We start from the raw sequence: 4,364 nt of genomic DNA, 5'->3' as shown, positions 1-4,364 counted from the left end.
TGCTGGCCGCGCCGCGCTCGCCATGAGCATCCAGGTGGCCGACTACGGAGGCCGCGCCGACATGATCGAACATCACCGGCGCCGGGCGCATAACAGGCTCGCGATCGTTCGTGAGGACGCCCCTGCGGCGGGAGCCCTCAACTTGGGCAGCGACACCATGACGGTCGGAGACGTCGCTGCGATCTTGCGGCCAGCCTCCTCCGCGCCGGAGGCATTCGAGAGGATCTTTGGGCTGGGGGCGACCCTCAGCCTCCGCCTCGTGGACGCCACCGCGGAGATCCGCGGCCTCATCGAGTCGGCAACGGGCCGACCCCTCTCCGAGGGGCGGGAGGCCCCCTGCGACGGCACCGAGGCGCTCCGCGATGACGAAGTCGCGGCCGGCAACGAGGTGTGCATCCTAACCCGCAGGGATGCGATCTTCCCCAGCGAGTGGCCCGGCATCGAGGCGAAAACGGTCGCTGGGTGCATACGGAACGACGCCCTCTGCGTCGCGATCGCGTCCGCGATCTCCCACGGCCTGGCGGACAGCATCGGCTGGGCCGGGAGAGAGGCCTTCGGGCGAATCACGATCTCGGAGGACCATCGCTATTACCGCAGCGAACGCCTCAACGCGACGAGGCTCGCATTCGAGGCCGCCGCGGCAGCGATGGCCTAGGAGAAACGCGCGACGCAGCACGCGTCGCGCATCGCCCCGGCATGGGGCTTGAAGAGAGATACAACATGACAACTGACCCGGACGCGTCTGGGGTCAGGCTGGAGAATCTGTGTCCGCATCCGGTCACCGCGATGCGGGAGGACGGCACGATTTTCGTCCTTCCGACATCGCGGAACCCGGCAAGGATCACGGTGACGCCAGGACCGCGCGTGAGTGACGCCAATGGCGTCGCGATTCATGGCCCGCCCATCTACGGCCAGATCGTCCACCTCCCGCAGCCGGAGCCGGGCGTCATTTACGTCGTCTCGCAAATCGTCGCGCTGGCGCTTGCCGCGCGCGGCGCCCGACGAGGCGACGTGGTCTTCCCAGGCTCAGGCCCCCACGACGGCCCGCACCGAGATCACCGCGGCCGCATCCTCGCGGTCACGCGGCTCGTGCGGACATCCTGAAACACAAGAAACCGCCACCCCGATCGGGGTGGCGGGTCGCCGGGCGATGCCCGGCTTGAAGAGAAAGGAGGCATATCTTGCCAACCACAACGATCCCGTTGAGTGAGCTGCGCGCGATGCGCGCAAACGGCCCAACGGACGAGGATCTCGCGCGCGTCTTCCGCGCGATGGGGGCCGCCGCTCTGGAAGCGCCGCGCCCTGCGACGGACCGACTGTCTCGGTTCTTCGATGCTGATCTGTCCATCTGCTCCTGGCGGGGAACCCCCGCCATCGAGAGGGACGGCTTCAGGACGAGGAATGGGCGGTTCGTCTCGTCCCTCGCCTACGACGAGGAGGGGTTCACCTGCGACGTCTGTGGCGAGATCGATCAGGACATCAACGCCCACCGAATGGCGGGCGGAGATAATGCCTGCGCGCACTGCGTCAACTCTGGGGCCGTCCTCTGGTCGAACTCCAGGGGGGGATACGTCCTCGCCGATGATTACGACGAGGACGACGAGGACGACGAGGACGACGAGGACGACGAGGACGACGAGGACGACGAGGACGACGAGGACGACGAGGGCGACGGCTATGCCGACATCCCCGTCGGCCGCGACGACATGGCCTCCATCTGGCGATCGATCCTTCCCGTCGAGGCGAGCCCCTATGTGAGGCGACCGGGATCCAGACTCATCATGAACTACTCGGAAGACCCGATGGCACACCTGTCCGGCTTCCGATACGCCGAGGGCGAGCCCCTCCCGCTGAACCCGCGCTGGCTTGGCGTGGAGCTGGAGGTCGAGCCCAGAGACCTCAATGGCGCGCCTCTCTATGTGGAGGCGACCGCCGATGCGGTGGGCGACTTCGCGATTCTCAAGCGCGACGGCTCCATTGGAGACGGCGGCTTCGAGATCGTGACGGTGCCCTGCACGCTTGCCTATCATCGCAGCGCGTGGGGCGCCTTCTTCGACAGGGCAGCCCCGATGCTGAGGAGCTGGAGCACCGGAAGGTGCGGCATGCACGTCCATATCAGCCGTGCGTCGCTCAGCAGCCTTCAGCTCGGCAAGATGCTCGTCTTCATCAACAGCGCCAACAACCGGGATTTCATCCGGCAGGTCGCCGGCCGCGGACAGAACGAATACACGAAGTTCTACAACAAGCGGATCAGCGACGTGCTGAGGTCCGGTGTCGAGCGCTACGAGGCGCTCAACACCAGGACCGGCGATAAGCCGACGGTGGAGCTGCGGATCTTCCGCGGCAACGTCTCGAAGGCGGGGTTCCTCAAGAACCTCGACTTCACCGACGCCTTCACCCGCTTCTGCGGGGAGACGTCGTCGAAAGAGATCAGCCACCGCGATTTCCGGGCCTGGATGAAGGCGCATCGGCACGAATACCCGGCGCTCACCGAATGGATGGTGCGCAACCGGCTGCTCGATGCCGATGCCAGGAAACCCATCCTCGAAGAGGCTCCGGCCTATTCGGGGTAGCGAAAAGCACCAGCGCGGCACGCGTCGCGCTGGTGCGTCGCCGGCAGCCATGCCGGCATGAATAGCAAAAGGGAATACACCTGATGTGCGTCATCATTTTTCGCCCCGCCACCGATCACAGTCTGACCGAGGAGCACCTGTTCAACTGCTTCTCCAACAACTCGGATGGCTGGGGCATCATGTATGCGCAGGATGGTCGGGTGATGACCCTCCGAGGAATGTCCTGGGCCGGCTTCGCCGATGCCTACAAGACGCTCGGAGACATCAATCTCGGCATCCACTTCCGGATCAGGACCCACGGCAACATCGATCTGCGGAACACGCACCCCTACAAGGTGCTGTCCGCCGAGGAGGACGGTCACGACCTCTGGCTGATGCACAACGGGACGATCCGGATCGAACAGGAGGACCAGACGCTCAGCGACACCTGGCATTACTGCCAGAATGAGCTGCGGCCGATCCTTCTACGCGCGCCAGGCCTCCACACCGAGGAGGCGTTCCGCCGACACATGGAGGAGCGCGTCGGCTACTCGAAGCTCCTACTGCTCGACGGCGAAGGCAACTTCTTCGCGGTGGGCGAGCACAAGGGCAAGCACATCCTCGGCTGCTGGTTCAGCAATGACCACAGCCACCACGCGCCCATAAGGTCGAGCAAGGAGTCCTGGTCCTACTACGGCGGGGCCAGGGGCTGGGTCGGCCACTCCGCGAGGGAGGACAACACCATCCCTTTCGAGGTGGGCGGAACCTCAGCAGGCGCGAGCGAAAGCTCGCGCGGCGGCTCCGCCGAGACCTCGAACTCCACTCCCGTGAGGGCTGAGCCCGCGGGGGCCGAGGTCTTCAAGCGCATCACCGGCAAGACGGCCAAGGCGCGCTATCTCGCGAAGCTGGAGGACGATCTCTGGGAGACGTCCAGCGACTTCGAGACGATCATGTCCATGCTCAACAAGGCCGAAGCCCAATGGGACAGCCAGTTCGACGAGGACGGCGAGGTCCTCCAGGGCCACACCTCCGACCCCGTCGAGCGCATCATCGATGAAGGCGAGATCTCCTGGCGCGACCTTAAGCGGCTGAGTCATTACGACCTCGGCCGACTGGTCAACAGCGACCCGCAGCTCATCACGAGCTTCCTGGAGGAGTGGATGGAGATGATGGTCGACCTCGAAGCCTCCGAATACGAGGACGTCGAGGGCGAGACCGAAGAACAGGCAACGGACGCCTGACCGCATGACGAGCCCGTAAGGGCGAAACCCGTCCAGCCAACACGGCTGGACGGATCGCGGAGATAATGACGTCCCGCCGCGGAATGGACGAGATCCATGCGCGCAACCTCTCCCATCATGGAGAATCTGACTATGACGACCATCAACACGACCGTGACCCGCGACCGCGAGATCGAGCGGGTCGTCACCGTGATCGAGACCGAGGAGGTCTCCGGCCCGGTGGACGTGGCCGTGATCGAGGGCCGCCGGGGCGGCGCCGTCATCACCCTCAACGGTGAGAAGGCGCTCGTGATCACCCGCAGCGGCCACCTGCGCCGCCTGCGCGGCCTCACCGAGGCCGCCGGCGTCCGCCGGCTGCCGGACGGCCGCATCGCCATCAAGAAGGCGGCGGCCGGGTCGTAATGGGCATTCGCCGGCTGAGCAGCGAGGCCTGGCCTGACGGAGATCCTCCGCCCATGTGGCGGAGGGTCGCCGTCGCGGCCGCCGGCGCGCTGCATCCGGCGCTCGGCGATCACGCCTACCGCAAGGAGGTGGATCGCCGGCGTGGTGAGCGGGAGGGCCGCAAGGCCCT

General features: G+C 66.0%; 5 protein-coding genes. All 5 read left to right on the top strand.

The window, feature by feature from the left end; all coding sequences use genetic code 11:
• On the top strand, positions 1-655 hold a 655-nt coding region (locus tag ACK8OX_RS25190), incomplete at its 5' end, for a hypothetical protein (RefSeq protein ID WP_430667044.1).
• A 41-nt stretch (positions 656-696) separates the two neighbouring features.
• A complete protein-coding gene (locus ACK8OX_RS25185; protein WP_430667043.1) occupies positions 697-1,104 on the top strand; it encodes a hypothetical protein in 408 nt (135 codons plus the stop codon).
• 77 nt (positions 1,105-1,181) lie between these two features.
• Positions 1,182-2,573 (top strand): hypothetical protein, encoded by a 1,392-nt coding sequence (locus ACK8OX_RS25180; protein WP_430667042.1) that lies wholly within the window; start codon positions 1,182-1,184, stop codon positions 2,571-2,573.
• An 83-nt stretch (positions 2,574-2,656) separates the two neighbouring features.
• Positions 2,657-3,793, top strand: coding sequence for a hypothetical protein (locus tag ACK8OX_RS25175; RefSeq protein ID WP_430667041.1), 1,137 nt, complete (start codon positions 2,657-2,659; stop codon positions 3,791-3,793).
• 117 nt (positions 3,794-3,910) lie between these two features.
• Complete coding sequence (locus tag ACK8OX_RS25170; protein WP_430667040.1) at positions 3,911-4,195, top strand: hypothetical protein; 285 nt, start codon at positions 3,911-3,913, stop codon at positions 4,193-4,195.
• Positions 4,196-4,364 lie beyond the last annotated feature (169 nt).

This window comes from Falsiroseomonas sp. CW058 (assembly GCF_050563535.1).
GTDB lineage: Bacteria > Pseudomonadota > Alphaproteobacteria > Acetobacterales > Acetobacteraceae > Falsiroseomonas.
This window is presented reverse-complemented; position numbering and strand designations above follow the sequence as displayed.

Bases quoted from the DNA above. Each gene is read 5' to 3' on its own strand.
- ACK8OX_RS25175 (WP_430667041.1), top strand. From the start codon at position 2,657: ATGTGCGTCATCATTTTTCGCCCCGCCACCGATCACAGTCTGACCGAG.
- ACK8OX_RS25170 (WP_430667040.1), top strand. From the start codon at position 3,911: ATGGAGAATCTGACTATGACGACCATCAACACGACCGTGACCCGCGAC.
- ACK8OX_RS25185 (WP_430667043.1), top strand. From the start codon at position 697: ATGGGGCTTGAAGAGAGATACAACATGACAACTGACCCGGACGCGTCT.